This window comes from Latilactobacillus sp. (assembly GCF_033176295.1).
Taxonomy (GTDB): Bacteria; Bacillota; Bacilli; order Lactobacillales; family Lactobacillaceae; genus Latilactobacillus; species Latilactobacillus sakei.
In genome coordinates this window covers 84,786-101,726 of record NZ_JAMQEX010000005.1, presented here as the reverse complement: position 1 = coordinate 101,726, position 16,941 = coordinate 84,786, and the positions used below count along the sequence as shown (strand labels likewise).

At 41.9% G+C, this 16,941-nt stretch carries 14 protein-coding genes; 6 read left to right on the top strand and 8 right to left on the bottom strand.

Annotated features, from left to right (window positions below):
• Window positions 1-241: 241 nt before the first annotated feature.
• The 5 genes from NDN60_RS04195 to NDN60_RS04175 form a co-directional block, all read right to left on the bottom strand.
• Window positions 242-1,867, bottom strand: coding sequence for an ABC-F family ATP-binding cassette domain-containing protein (locus NDN60_RS04195; RefSeq protein ID WP_016264305.1), 1,626 nt, complete (start codon window positions 1,865-1,867; stop codon window positions 242-244).
• 124 nt (window positions 1,868-1,991) lie between these two features.
• Window positions 1,992-3,884 carry a tRNA uridine-5-carboxymethylaminomethyl(34) synthesis enzyme MnmG gene (gene mnmG, locus NDN60_RS04190; RefSeq protein WP_076632512.1) on the bottom strand — a complete coding sequence of 631 codons (1,893 nt, stop codon included), beginning with the start codon at window positions 3,882-3,884 and terminating at the stop codon, window positions 1,992-1,994.
• 30 nt (window positions 3,885-3,914) lie between these two features.
• Window positions 3,915-5,303 carry a tRNA uridine-5-carboxymethylaminomethyl(34) synthesis GTPase MnmE gene (gene mnmE / locus NDN60_RS04185; protein WP_011375560.1) on the bottom strand — a complete coding sequence of 463 codons (1,389 nt, stop codon included), beginning with the start codon at window positions 5,301-5,303 and terminating at the stop codon, window positions 3,915-3,917.
• 158 nt (window positions 5,304-5,461) lie between these two features.
• Window positions 5,462-6,184 carry an RNA-binding cell elongation regulator Jag/EloR gene (jag, locus tag NDN60_RS04180; RefSeq protein WP_076645806.1) on the bottom strand — a complete coding sequence of 241 codons (723 nt, stop codon included), beginning with the start codon at window positions 6,182-6,184 and terminating at the stop codon, window positions 5,462-5,464.
• A 91-nt stretch (window positions 6,185-6,275) separates the two neighbouring features.
• Complete coding sequence (locus tag NDN60_RS04175; protein WP_076632511.1) at window positions 6,276-8,069, bottom strand: M3 family oligoendopeptidase; 1,794 nt, start codon at window positions 8,067-8,069, stop codon at window positions 6,276-6,278.
• 156 nt (window positions 8,070-8,225) lie between these two features.
• Between NDN60_RS04175 and NDN60_RS04170 the strand changes: the two genes are divergently transcribed.
• Window positions 8,226-8,576 (top strand): hypothetical protein, encoded by a 351-nt coding sequence (locus NDN60_RS04170; RefSeq protein WP_011375563.1) that lies wholly within the window; start codon window positions 8,226-8,228, stop codon window positions 8,574-8,576.
• Window positions 8,577-8,630: 54 nt separating this feature from the next.
• Here NDN60_RS04170 and yidC read toward each other — a convergent pair whose 3' ends face one another.
• From yidC to rpmH, 3 genes are all read right to left on the bottom strand, one after another.
• On the bottom strand, window positions 8,631-9,410 hold the full coding sequence (gene yidC, locus NDN60_RS04165) for a membrane protein insertase YidC (protein WP_049762132.1): 780 nt from the start codon (window positions 9,408-9,410) through the stop codon (window positions 8,631-8,633).
• Between the two features lie 68 nt (window positions 9,411-9,478).
• Entirely contained in the window at window positions 9,479-9,841 is a 363-nt protein-coding gene (rnpA, locus tag NDN60_RS04160) for a ribonuclease P protein component (RefSeq protein WP_011375565.1), read from the bottom strand.
• A 65-nt stretch (window positions 9,842-9,906) separates the two neighbouring features.
• On the bottom strand, window positions 9,907-10,047 hold the full coding sequence (gene rpmH / locus NDN60_RS04155) for a 50S ribosomal protein L34 (RefSeq protein WP_004265830.1): 141 nt from the start codon (window positions 10,045-10,047) through the stop codon (window positions 9,907-9,909).
• A 571-nt stretch (window positions 10,048-10,618) separates the two neighbouring features.
• Here rpmH and dnaA point away from each other — a divergent pair.
• The 5 genes from dnaA (at window position 10,619) to gyrB (ending at window position 16,899) form a co-directional block, all read left to right on the top strand.
• Entirely contained in the window at window positions 10,619-11,965 is a 1,347-nt protein-coding gene (gene dnaA / locus NDN60_RS04150; RefSeq protein WP_011373719.1) for a chromosomal replication initiator protein DnaA, read from the top strand.
• A 177-nt stretch (window positions 11,966-12,142) separates the two neighbouring features.
• Window positions 12,143-13,282, top strand: a complete 1,140-nt coding sequence (dnaN, locus tag NDN60_RS04145; RefSeq protein ID WP_099947566.1) for a DNA polymerase III subunit beta — start codon at window positions 12,143-12,145, stop codon at window positions 13,280-13,282.
• A 242-nt stretch (window positions 13,283-13,524) separates the two neighbouring features.
• Window positions 13,525-13,752 carry a S4 domain-containing protein YaaA gene (yaaA, locus tag NDN60_RS04140; protein ID WP_016264312.1) on the top strand — a complete coding sequence of 76 codons (228 nt, stop codon included), beginning with the start codon at window positions 13,525-13,527 and terminating at the stop codon, window positions 13,750-13,752.
• Window positions 13,753-13,758: 6 nt separating this feature from the next.
• The gene (gene recF, locus NDN60_RS04135; protein ID WP_099947155.1) at window positions 13,759-14,886 is read left to right on the top strand and encodes a DNA replication/repair protein RecF; all 1,128 of its coding nucleotides are present in this window, start codon (window positions 13,759-13,761) and stop codon (window positions 14,884-14,886) included.
• Window positions 14,887-14,922: 36 nt separating this feature from the next.
• Complete coding sequence (gyrB, locus tag NDN60_RS04130) at window positions 14,923-16,899, top strand: DNA topoisomerase (ATP-hydrolyzing) subunit B (RefSeq protein WP_372799676.1); 1,977 nt, start codon at window positions 14,923-14,925, stop codon at window positions 16,897-16,899.
• Window positions 16,900-16,941: the final 42 nt, after the last annotated feature.

The window sequence follows — 16,941 nt, the reverse complement described above, 5'->3', positions numbered from 1 at the left end:
ATCACTTAGAAGTTATAGCTCCGTAAGCAACATATAATATGTTATCACGATTAGAATTAAATAACAAGCGTTTTTCAAAAACATTTTAATTATTTATTTCCTCACTCATTACTGAGCTACTCGCTTGCGACAACTTTACTAGTATACCAACTTACAATAGCAGATACAAGGACTTTCTGAAAAAGATTCAAAAAAAGAAGACCCGCGACACAAATCCGTGTCTGCGGGTCTTCTCTTGTTATTAAGCGTATAGTTTAGCAACTTGTTTTTGTAATTCTGGATGTGCTAAGAATTCATCATAGTTTGTTTCGGCACGATCAACTAAACCGTTAGCTGAAACTTCAATGATGTGATCTGCAATTGTTTGAATAAATTGGTGATCATGAGATGTAAAGATCAAAGCACCCTTGAAATCGATCAAGGCATCATTCAATGATGTAATTGATTCCAAATCCAAATGGTTAGTTGGATCATCTAATAGTAAGGTATTTGATTTTTGAAGCATGATCTTAGATAGGATACAACGAACCTTTTCCCCACCAGAGAGAACATTAATTTCCTTCGTTACTTCATCCCCAGAGAATAACATTTTCCCTAAGAAACCACGTAAGAAGGTATTGTCGTCTTCACCCTTAGCGGCAAATTGACGTAACCAGTCTAAGATAATGAGTTGATCATCATTAAAGGCTGAGTTCGTATCTCTTGGTAAGTATGATTGTTGACTCGTCACACCCCATGTCACTGTACCACTATCTGGTTCTACTTCACCAGCTAAGATTTGCATTAAGACAGCTGTCGCAACGTCATTTCGTGAAACGATTGCTGCTTTTTCGTCTGGCTTAACTGAGAAGCTGATGTTATCTAACACTTTAACACCATCGATTGTTTTTGAGACGTTCTCAACCCGTAAAAGGTCATTTCCCAATTCGCGTTCGAAATCGAACTTAATGAATGGGTATTGACGTGAAGAAGGTTGGATGTCTTCTAATGTAATCTTCTCTAATTGCTTCTTACGAGAAGTAGCTTGTTTTGATTTTGAAGCATTAGCACTGAAACGTGCGATAAAGTCTTGTAATTCTTTGATTTGTTCTTCTTTTTTAGCATTAACGTTTGATTGTAACTTAGCTGCCAACTTACTTGATTCTAACCAGAAGTCGTAATTACCAACAAATGTCTTGATGCGACCAAAGTCCACATCACACATCATTGTACATACTTGGTTTAAGAAGTAACGGTCATGGGAAACAACAATAACGATATTCGGGAAGTCAGCCAAGAAGTTTTCTAACCATTCAACTGAGGCACTGTCCAAACCATTAGTTGGTTCGTCCAATAATAGGATATCAGGTTTGCCAAAGAGCGCTTGACCAAGTAAAACCTTAATCTTTTGCCCTTCCATCAATTCACTCATCTTCACATGGTGTAAAGATTCATCGATACCTAAAGCTTGGAGTAATTGAGCAGCTTCTGATTCAGCATCCCAACCATTCATTTCAGCGAATTCAGCTTCTAGATCAGCAGCCTTCATCCCATCTTCTTCAGTGAATTCAGCTTTAGCGTATAGGGCATCCTTAGCTTGCATCACTTCATATAACTTCTTATGACCTTGGATCACGGTCTCTAACACTTCAAATTCTTCAAAAGCGTAGTGATCTTGATTCAAACTCGACATCCGTTCATTAGGGCCCATTGAGATGTGGCCTGATGATGGTTGTAATTTACCTTCTAATAATTTTAGAAAAGTTGACTTACCTGCACCATTGGCACCGATCACGCCATAACAATTTCCAGGTGTAAACTTCAAATTAACGTCTTCATATAACTTACGCCCAGAAAGCGTTAAGCTCATTTCACTAACAGTTATCACTTGATTCCCTCACTTTTCTTTCATGACTCTAAAAAGCCAACCGTTTCATGTGAAACGGCTGGCTTTCTACCATTGACAATATATGCTTAACTCTAACATATCTAATGACTAGTTATCAACCAGGCTATTTGACCTTAGCAATCTTACCCTGTTGAATATAGACGCTTAGAATCCCGATATCGGCTGGGTTCACCCCACCAATCCGACTTGCTTGTGCAAGTGTTTCGGGTTGAATTTTTTGTAATTTTTGACGACCTTCTGTTGCAAGACCTTCAATTGCGTCGTAATCGATATTGGCTGGAATCTTCTTGGCTTCCATCCGTTTTAACTTCGCAATCTTAGCCTTTTCCTTATCAATATATCCTGCGTATTTGACTTGGATTTCAACTTGTTCCACAACACGGTTATCGATTCCTTCAACCGCTGGAATGAATTGAATTAAATCAGCATACTTCACTTCTGGTCGTTTTAAGAAGTCACTGGCTAAAACACCATCTTTAAGTGGCGCTTCACCCTTAGCAGCTAAAAAGGCTTGGATTTCTGGCGTTGGTTTTAAGCGAATCTTTTCTAAACGTGCTAATTCAGCTTCAACCGCTGCTTTTTTCACTTCATAACTGTCAAAACGGTCATCATTGATTAAACCTAATTCATGACCCTTTTCCGTTAAACGTAAATCAGCATTATCGTGACGAAGCATTAAACGGTATTCCGCACGTGAGGTTAATAGACGGTAAGGTTCCTTAGTACCCTTAGTAACCAAGTCATCGATTAAGACCCCGATGTAAGCTTCACTTCGATCCAAGATGAATGGGTCGCGGCCCGTTTGTTTAAGGGCGGCGTTAATCCCGGCCATCAAACCTTGACCAGCAGCTTCTTCATAACCTGAAGTGCCGTTCATTTGGCCAGCTGTATAAAGATTTTCAACCACTTTAGTTTCAAGGGTTGGTTTTAATTGCCATGGTTCAACGACATCATATTCAATCGCATAACCAGGGCGCATCATTTGGGCATTTTCTAACCCTTCGATAGAATGAATCATTTTGTGTTGGATTTCTTCTGGCATTGATGTTGAGAAATCACCAACGTAGTATTCTTCTGTTTCGCGGCCTTCTGGTTCCAAGAAAATTTGGTGGCGAGGCTTATCCGCAAAGCGGACGATTTTATCTTCAATTGATGGGCAATAACGTGGGCCGACACCTTCAATCACACCGGTAAACATTGGGGCGCGGTCGAGATTATCGCGAATCACTTGATGCGTCGTATCATTCGTGTACGTCATCCAACAAGAAAGTTGGTCTTTCAAATAAGCACTATCAGGTGTTTCGAAACTAAAGTGGTTCGGTTCCTTATCCCCTGGTTGTTCTTCCGTCTTTGAAAAGTCGATCGTTGTGCCGTCCACTCGTGGTGGTGTCCCCGTTTTAAAACGCGTCAACACAAAACCGTTATCTTCAAGACTCTCTGAAAGTTTAATAGAAGGAATTGAATTATTAGGACCTGATGAATACGTTAATTCACCAATGATAATCTTGCCTCGTGAGGCTGTTCCGGCTGTTAAAATCACACTGTCAGCACTGTAACGAGCACCCGTGTTAGTCACAATCCCTTTGCAGACACCGTCTTCAACGATCAATGATTCAGCAATGCCTTGACGGAGTGTTAAGTGCTCCGTCGTTTCGATTGTCCGTTTCATTGTCCGGTGATAGGCATGCTTATCAGCTTGGGCGCGTAATGCGCGGACAGCTGGGCCTTTACCTGTATTTAGCATCCGCATTTGGATGTAAGTCTTATCGATATTGCGGCCCATTTGACCACCCAAGGCGTCAATTTCACGGACCACGATGCCTTTTGCCGGGCCACCCAATGATGGGTTACATGGCATAAAAGCCACCATATCTAAGTTAATCGTTAATAATAATGTTTCGCGGCCCATTCGTGCAGCAGCTAATGCCGCTTCGGAACCCGCATGGCCGGCACCAACAACAATCACGTCGTAGTGCGCTACGTCATATTCTCGCATGTTTTGTTCTCCTTTAATATGGTTCAAGACCTATTTACCTAAACAGAATTGGCTAAAGAGTTCCGTAATCAATTCATCTGGTGCTGAATCCCCGGTAATCTCACCGAGCTTGTCCCAACAGTTGGTCATATCGATTTGGACGAGGTCAACTGGCATGCCAGCTGCAATCCCGCTAATAACTTCATCTAATGATTGTTGTGCTTGGTTTAATAAGCCAATTTGACGGGCGTTGGTAATCATCACCGTACTTTGGCTATTTTCAATCCCACCGAAGAAGAGTTTGGCGATTTGGGCTTCCAAATCAGTCACCCCTTCACTCGTTAAAATTGACGTTTGAATCACTTCATCCGCACGAACTAATGTTTGAAGTTCATCTAAGTCCAATTGATTAGGTAAGTCAGTCTTATTTAAAATAATGATCCGTTTCTTATCAGTTGTCGCCGTGATTAGTTCGCGATCTTCAATCGTTAAAGGTTCGCTTTGGTTTAGGACCAATAAAATCAAGTCGGCTTTGGTAATTGCTGCGCGACTTCTTTCGACCCCAATCTTTTCAACCTTATCTTCGGTATCATGAATCCCCGCCGTATCAACCAGCTTCAATGGTACGCCGCGGACGTTAACGTATTCTTCCAAAACATCACGGGTCGTTCCAGCAACATCCGTCACAATGGCTTTATCTTCATGTAAAAGATGGTTTAACAAACTTGATTTACCGACGTTTGGTCGCCCAACGATGGCCGTTGCCAACCCTTCACGCAAGACTTTGCCTTGTTGCGCTGTTTGGAGTAATTCACCAATTCGCCCTTTAACAAGTTCAGCTTTTTCAAGTAAAATCCGGGTCGTCATTTCATCCGTATCGTATTCGGGATAGTCAATGTTAACTTCGACTTGCGCCAATACTTCTAAGATTTCTTGGCGTAAATTCTTAATGAGATGCGTTAAGCTCCCATCCAATTGATCAACAGCAACTTGCATTGCCCGGTCAGTCTTGGCCCGGATAAGATCCATCACAGATTCGGCTTGGGTTAAATCAATCCGCCCGTTTAAAAAGGCCCGCTTCGTGAATTCACCTGGTTCGGCCATTCGTGCACCGTAACTCATCAATAGTTGCAAGATTCGGTTAGTCGCCACAATCCCACCATGACAATTAATTTCAATCACATCTTCGCGCGTAAATGTTTTAGGCGCTCGCATGACAGAAACCATGACTTCGTCGACCACCGCATCCGTTTTAGGGTCAATAATATGGCCATAATTAATCGTATGGCTCGCCACTTTATCGAGATCCTTGCCGCGATAAACCCGTTTAATGATGGCTAAACTGTCATCTCCTGAAAGACGCACAATTGAAATTGCCCCCTCACCAGGTGGTGTTGAGATCGCCGTAATCGTATCAAATTCTGTGACTGTCGTTGGCATTATAAAAGCTTCCTTCCTAAAATAGCTGCATAAAAAAAGCGCTTAGCGTCCACCCCTCCCGTCATTGCGTAAGGGGTGGACAAAGCACTTTCACTACTTTATCGATATTTAATTAGTTTCATTATACACGATTTCTATCGACCGTCAATTGACAAGTCTTAAAAAGAACGGGCTGATTCAACCACAATTACCCGGCGATCGCCGCGCCCTTCTGAGTGAGTTTGGACGTGACGGTTGTTCGTTAAATAGCCATGAACAATCTTCCGTTCAAACGCTGGCATTGGCTCTAAAGTGACCGCCTTACCAGTTGCGACCACTTCTCTGGCCGCCTTATCCGCTAAATGTTTAACAATTGTCGCTCTTCTTTGCCGATAATCGCCAATATCCAGCATCATCAACTGTTTTCCCTTGGTGTGATGATCGTAATACGTTTGCGCTAAATATTGGAGCGCATTGATCGTCTTCCCGTGTTTGCCAATCAGCAAACCTTCCTTAGTCGTCTTTAAATGGAAGATGACTTGCTTGTGTTCTTTTGTAACGGTCATCGTAACCGGCGTGCCAATCTGTGCTGTTATGTCGGTAATGTATTGCTTTAAAGCTTCGATCGTCGCCTCACGACTCTGACGCATTGGGGCCTTTTCTGGCTGATCTGCTGGTTCAGTTGCCACGTCTTCAACGCTTGGTTGTTCCGGTTCAACTGGGGTTGGCTCAGCGACCGTTATCGGATTTAACGTAACGATTGCTGGTTGCTTACCAAAACCTAAAAAACCTTTCTTACCTTCTTCAAGGACATCAACTGTGACCTTATCACGCGTTAATTTTAACGCTGCTAACCCCGCATCAATTGCGGCTTGAATATCCTTACCTTCAAAAGTTGGCATTTTTAAACCTCCGCTCATTAAGCGTCAGTTTGTCACTGGACGCTTATTTTTATCTAATATCAGTATAACATGCCCGCTTTTTAAGCGACACTTAATCTAAATCGGTAGCGGTTAGTTCTAAAAAGAGCGCCACATCTTGGGCAATCGAGTCCGCCGCTGCTTGCCAAAATGCCGGTTGCATCAAATCAACGCCTAAGTGTTTTTGCGCCAATTCTTCAGTACTCATATTGGCTGTGTCTTGCAAGAGTGCGATATAATCCGCTTCAAAGTGCGGCACACTTTGCGCCTTGGCGTAAATTCCCATTGAAAAGAGATATCCAAATGTATACGGGAAGTTATAAAATGGCACATCATCAAAGAAGAAATGTTGTTTGTCCGCCCAGAATAATGGGTCATAATCCGTTAGCGCATCCGCATAGGCTTCCTTTTGGGCGCTCAACATGATGCCTTTCAAATCGTCAGGCGTTAGTAGTCCTTGTTGCCGCATTTCATAGAAACGATGTTCAAATAAATAGCGCGCATGAATATTCATAAACATATCGATGGCGTTCGTTATTTTTTGATCGAGTAAGTTAATCTTCGTTGCGCGATCTTGTGCTTCATTGACCGTTGCGTCGACCACGATTAATTCCGCCAACGTCGAAGCTGTTTCGGCGACGTTCATCGCGTAATCTTGGCGCCAGCCAGGTAATTGATTAATCATCATCGTATGAAAGCCGTGCCCTAATTCATGCGCCAAAGTCGAGACGCCGCCGGGTGTGCCATCATAGGTCATGAAAATTCTAAAATCATTCGTCTCGGGTAAATCGGTCATGTAGCCACCCGGTTGTTTACCCGGTCGATCTTCCGCTTCAATCCACTGCTTTTCAAATGCCGTTTGTGCGACGGCTGCCATTTTCGGACTGAAATCCCGGAAATGCGCAATGATAAATTCAGCAGCTTCGTCATACGATTTTTTAGTCATCTGGAAATCATCAACAACGACCGGTGCCCAAGTATCTTGCCAAGCTAACTGCTTTTTACCCATTAAAGCGGCCTTCCGGTTCAAAAAAGCAACCAGTGGTGCTTTATTTTGGCTGACTACCGACCACATCGCATCCAGTGTGGCTGGTTGCATCCGGTTATATTCCAGCGGTTTTTTCATAAAGTCGGTGGTCCCATGAGCTTGGTAAGTCGTTAATCTAAAACCAGCTAGGTGATTCAAGGTATCCGCCAACATTGGTGAGAAACGATCCCAAGTTTGTTGCCAATTTTTAAAAACCACTTCGCGAACTTTAGAATCTGGATCTGATTCAAACTTATTTTGAGCCTGCCCAGCTGATAAGGTTTGATCTAAATAAGGAATCTGGGTTTCCGCAACGATCGTATCGTAGTGATCACTCCAGCCTTGCAAACCATCGAGTGCCAATTGATCCAATAATTTTTCGGTTTGTTCATCTAATAAGTCCGCCCCTTGCTGGCGTTTTTCCCGTAGGTTGAACTGAATCGGCGCAAAGGCTGGTTGGCTGACTAATGTTTCGAATTGTTCAACAGTCAAGGCCACCAATTTTTTCGTCAATAAGACATCAATTTGACGGGCGGTATTTTGCAATTGATTAATCCGGTCCATCATGGATGCCACTTGTTGGTTGCGTTCGTCAACCGATTGAATCATGTTGACAAAACTGCCCGTTTGCTTCAACCCGGATTCAATTTGTTGTAATTGCATCGTGATGGCCTGCATTTGTTCAAAGGCTGGTTCATCAAACACAAATTGCCAGTCACTTGTCATTTTTAAAACAACCGGAATCTGTTGCCCCAATGCTTGGAGTCGATTTTCTAAGGCTGGTGAGGCTAAGCCCCCTTTAAAAATGGTTTCTAAATCCCATTGTTCTGAGTAAGTCATATCCTTGCCCTCCGCTTTTCAACTATTGCGCCTATTATAACGAATTTTAACGACCAGTGCGACGATTTTAAACGGCCGCCTACTAGACATTTAATTTAAATCTGTTATATTAGCGATGTAAGCAGATACATAACTGCTAGGAAGGCGATGCTGAACATGACCATTGAACAAATACCAGCCAACACATTGGCAGATTTAGCCGCATTATTAAATAGGCGTGAAGTCCCTGACGAAATCATGGCGACCGGACCAGAATTGATCCAGTACGGTCAACATCTCAAGGCTAGCCAACTATCAGATGAAGCCCACCTCGGCAGCGATCTAGGTGGTGCCGGTCTTTTAACCCTTATCGAACAAGCTAACACGGCGTTTTTCGATCACTTTCATCTCTTTGGTGATGCAGCCCCGATCGACACCAAATTAACGCGCAAAGTGGTCACGCTCTATCATCTAAAACCAATTGATGACCAGCACTTCTTATTCCGCTTGAAGCAGTTGGATTATTAAAACACAAAAAAGACCGACCAGCATAAAATGCTGGTCGGTCTTTTAATTTTAAAATTAACGTTTTTTCGTTGCTTTCTTACGTGCTTTAGCAAGTGCTTTTTCCCGATCACGTTTAACTTGTTCTTTAGCTTCACGTTCCCGACGGATCTTGAATGGATTTTGAATCACCATTGTTTGACCAACAGAAAAGGCATTTGTAACTACCCAGTAAATTGAAACGGCTGACGCAATGTTCATCGCCATCACGAAAATCATGATTGGCATTACCCAGAGCATTGCGGTCGTTGTGGCATTCTTCGTTGGTTGTGACATCATCGTTAAATATGATGTGGCAAACGTAAAGACGGCCGCCAAAATCGCCATAATAAAGTACGGATCAGCTTTACCAAGTTGCATCCATAAGAATGACCCACTCTTCAAAGCAGATGTCCGGTAGATGGCTTGATACAAGGCAATCAAGACTGGCATTTGGACCAATAATGGTAAACAACCAATCACAGGATTGACCCCTGCTTCAGCGTAAAGTTTCTGTGTTTCTTCACGTAATTTTTGTTGTGTTTCAACATCTTTAGAAGCGTATTTCTTTTGAAGGGCTTGAATTTCAGGTGCCACTTCTTGTTGCTTCATCATTGTCTTACTTTGCCACCAAGTTAATGGCAAAATAATCAACCGGATAATAATAGTAAAGGCAACGATGGCCCAACCATAACTACCACCAAAGATATCAGCTAACCACAACAGGAATCGTGAGAAGTTATAAATAATATAGTGATCCCAGAAACCAGTGCTAGCACTGCTAACAGGTGCAGTACTACACCCAGCAGCAATTAGCATAAATAAGAATAAACTAGCGACTAATAATAGTCGTTTGCGATTTTTTGAATTCACTCTCAATCCCTCACTTATTCAGAAGCAGAATCTGCTTCTTCCTTTAATAACTTAGCTAGCTTGAAGACATGGATTAAATTTTGTTTTGTTTCTGCCATCGTTAATTGGTTAGCGCCACGTCTTGCGATCACCAAAAAGTCAACGGGTTGCAACAAATCTGGTTTCAACTCCGTAATACTTTGGCGAATATAACGTTTCACCTGATTACGCATCACTGCGTTACCCACTTTTTTACCGACAGAAAGACCGACTCTAAAATGTTTTTGACCAGGTTTATCTAAGCGGTAAACCACAAAATTGCGGTTGGCCACTGATTGACTTGCATCAAAAACCGTTTGGAAATCTTGTTCTTTTTTAACACGGTACGACTTTCTCATAATTCACTCCGGCATTTCTATTAATAAATTGAGGATAATAAAAAAACCACTGAAGCATCAGTGGCCTATGCAGATAATACTTTTCTGCCCTTAGCACGGCGTCTTGCAAGTACCTTGCGACCGTTCTTAGTATTCATACGTTTCATGAAACCATGAACACGTTCTTTATGGCGTTTCTTTGGTTGAAATGTTCTCTTTGTAGTCATTAATCTGGCACCTCCTAATTGACTATGTCTATTGTTTTCTTATCTGAGAAACAACTGGCGGCAATAACCACCTATGACATTCACTAAAATATAATAGCATATTTCTATAGAAGTTAAAACACTTTCTGTAAAAAAATTCGTTAAATTTGGTTGTCCACAGATCTGAAAAATTTTGTTTTTCTTGTGGATAACCTGAATAGTCGATTTTAACATAATTTTTATCCCCAGCAAACCTACCAGAGTTATCCAGAGAATCACAGGGTGTTTATTAGTTATCCACACCTGTTTTTAACGTTGTGAATAAGTCTGAAGAACCCGCACTATGAAAGCGTCTATTTTCAATTCGTTTTTGTGGATAACTCTAAAATTGCTGTGTATTTCTCAGTTGTCCACACCCCAGAATAAAAGTTATCCGCCTCGTTGTGGATGAGTGCATAACTTTTTATTTTTATCCTGTGGATTTTGTTCTTGTTGTGGAAAACTTTTTTTTAGAATGCTAGAATGTATTTAGTCTTTCTTTATTGAGTATTTTTCAATAAAGTGGTGATTTTATGTGAGGAGGACACGCTACATGCCTGATCTTCAGGAACTTTGGAATTATCTGCAAGAAAAATTCCAAACCGATCTAACCACGGTTGGCTTTAACGCTTGGATTAAAACCGCTAAGCCGCTTGCTTTTAGAGCTAACGAACTACTAATTGAAGTGCCTTCTGTCTTGCACAAAGAATACTGGGAAAATAACTTGGCGACTAAAGTCGTTGAAGGGGCCTATGAGTTTGCGGAAATCGAGCTGACCCCTATTTTTGTGTTACCTGGTGAATCTGACAACTTAACACCGCTTGAACCAGAAGAAGAACACGTTTTAACGAAGGCTGAAACACCAACCTTTTTACGTGAAACGCATTTAAATAGTAAATATACATTTGATACGTTTGTCACTGGGAAAGGCAATCAAATGGCCCACGCTGCGGCGTTGGTGGTTTCCGAAGAACCCGGTGTCTTATACAATCCCCTCTTCTTATATGGTGGTGTTGGTTTAGGTAAAACCCATTTGATGCAAGCAATTGGTCACCAATTACTCGAATCAAAACCCGAAACGAACGTTAAGTACGTGACGAGTGAGGCTTTTGCCAACGATTTTATCAATTCGATTCAAACGAAGAATCAAGAGAAATTTAGACAAGAATACCGGAACGTCGACCTTTTATTAGTGGATGATATTCAATTTTTCGCTGATAAAGAAGGAACGCAAGAAGAATTCTTCCATACATTTAATGATCTCTATAATGATAAGAAACAAATTGTGTTGACCTCTGATCGCCTCCCAAATGAGATTCCCAAGCTGCAAGAACGCTTGGTTTCTCGGTTTAAATGGGGGTTACCAGTCGATATCACGCCACCTGATCTTGAGACGCGAATTGCGATTTTAAGAAATAAAGCCGATGCGGAACATCTGGAAATTCCAGAAGATACGCTCAGTTATATTGCTGGGCAAATCGATTCCAACGTTCGGGAATTAGAAGGCGCACTCGTGCGGGTCCAAGCCTATGCAACGATGCAAAACGCTGAGATTACAACCAGTCTAGCGGCCGACGCGCTCAAAGGCTTGAAACTCAACGGTAAATCTAGTCAGCTCTCGATTGCCAAGATTCAATCGGTGGTTGCTAAATATTACAGCTTAACCGTTGCTGATCTTAAAGGTCGCAAGCGGGTCAAAGAGATTGTGTTGCCGCGCCAAATCGCAATGTACCTTGCTCGCGAAATGACCGACAGCTCATTACCTAAAATTGGCCAAGAGTTTGGCGGTAAAGATCATACGACCGTCATGCATGCTCATGAACGGATTAGTCAAAGTTTGACAACCGATCAAAACCTAAAAGATGCCATTTTGGATTTAAAGAACACAATGAAGTCTTAAAAATGGGTTGTGGATAAAGGTAAAAGTTATCCTAAGGATTTCTCACATTTTATCCACAGGTGGAAAACTATGAGATTCTTGGCTTTCAATACTTATCCACAGGTTCCACAGGCCCTACTACTATTACTTTAAAATCTTTTAATATATATATAATATTCACCCTCGGAGGTAGCACCTATGAAATTTTCAATTAACCGCGCCCTATTTATCAAAACGCTCAATGATGTGCAACGGGCCATTTCAGCTAAAACAACGATTCCGATCCTAACAGGGCTTAAACTTGTTCTATCGCAAGAAGGCTTGACGCTAACCGGTAGTGATGCGGATATCTCAATTGAAGCAACATTGTCAGCCTCAGATGAAAAAAACCAATTAGTCGTCGAAGAAGTTGGCGAAATTGTGTTACCAGCACGTTTCTTTAGTGAAATCGTTAAAAAATTACCAGAAGATCAGATGCGAATTGCAGTTGGAAATAATTTCCAAACAACAATTCGCTCCGGTAAATCAGAATTTACAATCAACGGGTTAGACGCTAATAGTTATCCACACCTTCCTGAAATTGCAGGGCAAAATACATTTAGCATCAGCACTGATGTTTTGAAACAACTCATTCACCAAACCGTCATCGCTGTTTCTAATCAAGAAAGTCGCCCAATCTTAACTGGGGTCCACTTGGTCCTAGCCAATGGCGAAATGTTAGCCGTTGCGACTGATAGCCATCGTTTAGCACAACGTAAATTAACAGTTGCGCTTCCAAATGATGCCAATTATGACGTCATCATTCCTGGTAAGAGTTTGGTAGAACTTTCAAGAACGCTTGCGGATGATGCCGAAGACGTTGAAATTCGGATTGCTGAAAACCAAGTCCTCTTTAAAGCTGGCAACTTAGCCTTTTATTCACGCTTATTAGAAGGTAACTATCCTGATACAGCACGTTTAATTCCAACTTCATCAAGTACCCAAATCGAATTTAACGCGCCAGTCTTATTGGCCGCTATCGAACGGGCGTCATTGTTATCCCATGAAAGTCGGAATAACGTTGTCCGTTTAACACTCGACACAGAGGCTAACACAGCGATTATTTATGGTAATTCACCAGATGTGGGGAATGTTGAAGAAGCCCTTCAATTTGAAAACCTCACGGGTGAATCCCTTGAAATTTCATTTAACCCTGACTACATGAAGGATGCCTTGCGTTCATTTGGCCAAACAACAATCGTGATTAACTTTACGGCTGCTTTACGACCATTTACGTTGGTTCCAAGTGAAGATCAAGAACACTATATTCAATTGATCACACCAGTCCGGACATTCTAAAATTAAATAACAACTCAAAAACGCCTCGATGAGAGGCGTTTTTTTGTGAACTAGAATTAAAATAAATTCGGTTACAGCGATTTAAGATATTTCTAGTAGGAGAGGGGTAATTTTGTCAAAAACGCTGAGAAAGCATTTTAACCATGTTTATTTGTTTTTAGTGCTAAAAAAGTCTATAATTACTAGGTATAACGGATCGTTATTTTTCCAGTAATTAATATCGTTAAGAATGGTGGGTTAATATGACACAAGAAATTAAACTTGAGGCTGAATTCGTCACATTAGGACAACTCCTAAAAGAAGCCGGCATTATTGAAACGGGTGGCAAAGCCAAATGGTTCCTAAGAGAAAATACGGTTTTAGTCAACGGCGAACCTGATGATCGACGTGGCCGGAAGTTATATCCAGAGGATGTCATTGAAGTCCCAGATAACGGCCAATTCATCGTTAAACAACAAGAAAGATTGTAGGCAGCTATGTATCTAAGCGAACTACAACTGAATCATTATCGTAATTATGAGTCAGTTGATGTGCACTTTTCACCGGATACGAACGTCTTGATTGGTGAAAATGCGCAGGGGAAAACGAACTTACTAGAAGCAATCTACGTTTTAGCCTTGGCCCGCTCACATCGCACGAATACCGATCGCGAATTAATTCAATGGCATGAAGATTTCGCTAAAATTACCGGCTTGGTCCAACGTTCTGCAGGGAAAACCCCGTTAGAACTCGTTTTAAGCCAAAAAGGTAAAAAGGCGAAGGTCAATCATTTAGAACAGGCCAAGTTATCACAATATATTGGTCAGCTAAACGTCGTGTTATTTGCGCCGGAGGATTTAAACATCGTTAAGGGTTCGCCCGCTGTGAGACGTCATTTCATTGATATGGAATTCGGGCAGATGAGTAGCAAGTATCTCTATAATATTTCGCAATACAAATCAATTCTGAAACAACGTAATCAATATCTTAAGCAACTCCAACGGCGCCAAGCCAAGGATCTTGTTTATTTAGGTGTTTTATCGGATCAATTAGCGGCTTACGGGGCGGAAGTGACCGTGGCCCGGCGCCAGTTTCTCCAACAAATGGAAAAATGGGCCCAAAAATTGCATCAGGAGATTACGAAGGATCGGGAAGTCTTGACGTTTAAATATCAAAGTCAGATTCCAGAAGAACAATTGGATCAAAGTGTCGAAGAATTCTATCAACAATTTCAAACCTTGTATGAGAAACAACAAATCCGTGAGGTTGAACAAGGCACGACGTTGATTGGTCCCCACCGCGATGATGTTCAATTTTTAGTCAACGATAAGGATGTGCAGGCCTTTGGTTCCCAAGGGCAACAACGGACAACCGCGTTGAGTGTCAAATTGGCCGAAATTGACTTGATGAAGGCCCAAACCGGGGAATACCCGATTTTATTACTGGACGATGTGTTGTCGGAATTAGACGATTTACGCCAAACACATTTGTTGAAGACGTTCCAAAACAAGGTCCAAACATTCCTCACGACAACCAGTTTAGAGAATGTTAAAAAAGAAATTATTGCGACGCCGCGCGTGTTTACAGTCACCAACGGGGTCGTCACAGAAGAACAAGTAGAATAGTTGGCATAATAAGACGATCAAATGGAGGTATTTTTCTTGGCAGATGATCAATTGAACAAAGAAACAGAAGCCCAAATTGAGGCAAAAGAAGAACGGGCCAAATCTTATGATGCGAGCCAAATTCAAGTCTTAGAAGGACTCGAAGCGGTTCGTAAACGACCAGGGATGTACATTGGGACAACGAGTTCTCAAGGGTTACATCATTTGGTTTGGGAAATTATTGATAACGGGATTGATGAAGCGCTCGCTGGGTTTGCGACTGAAATTAACGTTGTCGTTGAACCTGATAATAGTATTACGGTGACCGATGATGGCCGGGGGATTCCAGTTGGGATTCAAGCTAAAACGGGTAAATCAGCGCTAGAAACCGTCTTTACGATTTTGCATGCCGGTGGTAAATTTGGCGGCGGCGGGTACAAAGTTTCTGGTGGGTTGCATGGTGTTGGGGCCTCAGTCGTTAATGCCTTGTCAACCGGATTAGATGCCGTTGTTACACAAGGCGGCAAGCGTTATTACATCGATTTCAAACGTGGGAAAGTTCAAACACCAATGAAAATGATCGGCGACGCACCCGAACATGAACATGGGACTAAAGTCCATTTCGTGCCAGATCCTGATATTTTCACGGAAACGACAATCTATGACGATAAAATTTTAACGACTCGGATTCGCGAATTAGCATTCTTGAATAAGGGCTTAAAATTGACGTTTACCGACAAACGGGCTGATACCCATGAAAAACTTGAATTCCACTATGAAGGTGGGATTAAGAGTTACGTTGAATTCTTAGACGAAAAGAAGGAAACACTCCTTGATGAACCAATCTATGTTGAAGGTGAACAAAACGGGATTACCGTTGAAGTGGCGCTTCAATATACGAATGATTATCGGACCAATTTGTTAACATTTGCCAACAATATCCATACCTACGAAGGTGGGACGCATGAATCCGGCTTTAAGACGGCTTTAACGCGGGTCATTAACGACTACGCAACAAAGCAAAATATCTTCAAAGCAAGTGATGCAAACCTTTCAGGGGAAGATGTTCGTGAAGGGTTAACGGCTGTTGTCTCAGTTAAACATCCAGATCCTCAATTCGAAGGTCAAACTAAGACGAAGTTAGGCAATGCGGATGCTCGTTCAGTTACTGATCGGATGTTCTCAGATCACTTTACGAAGTTCTTGATGGAAAACCCATCAATCGCTCGTCAAATCGTTGATAAAGGCTCATTGGCGGCCAGAGCACGCTTAGCTGCTAAACGCGCGCGTGAAGTTACACGGAAGAAAAATGGTCTTGAAATCTCTAATTTACCTGGTAAGTTAGCTGATAACAGTAGTAAAGATCCTGAAATCTCAGAATTATTCATCGTCGAAGGGGATTCTGCCGGCGGTTCAGCGAAATCAGGTCGTTCACGTTTAACGCAAGCTATCTTGCCAATTCGTGGGAAAATCTTGAACGTTGAAAAAGCTAGCATGGAAAAAATCTTAGCGAATGAAGAAATTCGGACGCTCTTTACGGCCATGGGAACAGGCTTTGGACAAGAATTCGATGTCGAAAAGGCCCGTTATCATAAATTGATTATCATGACCGATGCCGATGTCGATGGCGCCCATATCCGGACGTTATTATTGACGTTATTCTATCGTTACATGCGCCCAATCGTTGAAGCTGGCTACGTCTATATCGCGCAACCACCTTTGTACCGGGTTAAACAAGGTAAGATGATGCGCTATATCGATTCTGATGAAGAATTGCAAGATGTCTTAGGCACCCTACAACCAAGTCCTAAACCAGAAGTACAACGTTACAAAGGGTTAGGTGAAATGGATGCCAGCCAATTATGGGAAACAACGATGGATCCTGAAAACAGACGGATGCTCCGCGTTAACGTGGAAGATGCTGAAGAAGCGGACCAAATTTTCGAAATGTTAATGGGTGATCGTGTTGAACCAAGACGCCTATTCATCGAAGAAAATGCCGTATACATGGATCCAAAGAGTATTGATGCGTAGTAATCTACTGATCAATGAAGACTGACTGAGAGGGGTTTAATA

Coding starts and splice junctions, on each gene's coding strand:
- mnmG (WP_076632512.1), bottom strand. CDS start 3,884: ATGCGAGAATATGACGTAGCGCACTACGACGTGATTGTTGTTGGTGCC.
- mnmE (WP_011375560.1), bottom strand. CDS start 5,303: ATGCCAACGACAGTCACAGAATTTGATACGATTACGGCGATCTCAACA.
- jag (WP_076645806.1), bottom strand. CDS start 6,184: ATGCCAACTTTTGAAGGTAAGGATATTCAAGCCGCAATTGATGCGGGG.
- NDN60_RS04175 (WP_076632511.1), bottom strand. CDS start 8,069: ATGACTTACTCAGAACAATGGGATTTAGAAACCATTTTTAAAGGGGGC.
- NDN60_RS04170 (WP_011375563.1), top strand. CDS start 8,226: ATGACCATTGAACAAATACCAGCCAACACATTGGCAGATTTAGCCGCA.
- yidC (WP_049762132.1), bottom strand. CDS start 9,410: ATGCTAATTGCTGCTGGGTGTAGTACTGCACCTGTTAGCAGTGCTAGC.
- rnpA (WP_011375565.1), bottom strand. CDS start 9,841: ATGAGAAAGTCGTACCGTGTTAAAAAAGAACAAGATTTCCAAACGGTT.
- rpmH (WP_004265830.1), bottom strand. CDS start 10,047: ATGACTACAAAGAGAACATTTCAACCAAAGAAACGCCATAAAGAACGT.
- dnaA (WP_011373719.1), top strand. CDS start 10,619: ATGCCTGATCTTCAGGAACTTTGGAATTATCTGCAAGAAAAATTCCAA.
- dnaN (WP_099947566.1), top strand. CDS start 12,143: ATGAAATTTTCAATTAACCGCGCCCTATTTATCAAAACGCTCAATGAT.
- yaaA (WP_016264312.1), top strand. CDS start 13,525: ATGACACAAGAAATTAAACTTGAGGCTGAATTCGTCACATTAGGACAA.
- recF (WP_099947155.1), top strand. CDS start 13,759: ATGTATCTAAGCGAACTACAACTGAATCATTATCGTAATTATGAGTCA.